A 692-nucleotide genomic window follows, 5' to 3' on the forward strand; every position below is an offset into this window, starting at 1 on the left:
TCTGCGGTGGCGATGGCCAGCGGGCTGGTGAACGTCAACGACGGCGCTTCGTTTACCGGTTACGGCAGTACCGCCGGGGATATCGACGTCATGCAGGGCGGTACGATGCAGATGAACGATTTCACGGTGGGCGGCAACCTGACCAACAGCGGTTCCGTTCTGCTGACCCGTGAAGACGGCCAGCCGGGCAATCAGCTGACCGTTAACGGCAATTATACCGGCAACGATGGCCTGCTGGCGTTCAACACCACGCTCGGGGGTGATGACTCCGCGACGGACAAACTGACAGTACACGGCGACACGGCGGGTAACACCCGGGTCAGCGTCAATAATGTCGGTGGCACCGGGGCGCAGACCGTCAACGGTATTGAGCTGGTGAAAGTAGACGGAAGCTCAGCCGGTAACTTCGCGCTGACCACCGGGACTGTCGAGGCCGGGGCCTATGTCTACGCGCTGGCAAAAGGTACCGGAGATGCGGCGAAAAACTGGTATCTGACCAGTAAATGGACAGGTGACGTGACCCCGCCGCAGGACGACCCGGTACCGCCGCCGGTAGATCCGATTGACCCAATTAAACCACCAGTGGTCGATCCGACCGCACGTGACGCGCTTCGCCCGGAAGCGGGCAGCTATATCAGCAACATCGCGGCGGCCAACACGCTGTTTAACCATCGTCTGCACGATCGTCTCGG

At 61.1% G+C, this 692-nt stretch carries 1 protein-coding gene; it reads left to right on the plus strand.

What is annotated here, in order from left to right; translation table 11 throughout:
* Positions 1-692, plus strand: a 692-nt coding sequence (locus GM30_RS03775; RefSeq protein WP_155483914.1) for an autotransporter outer membrane beta-barrel domain-containing protein, incomplete at both ends; no start/stop codon positions are given.

This window comes from Trabulsiella odontotermitis (assembly GCF_001188485.1).
Taxonomy (GTDB): Bacteria; Pseudomonadota; Gammaproteobacteria; order Enterobacterales; family Enterobacteriaceae; genus Trabulsiella; species Trabulsiella odontotermitis_A.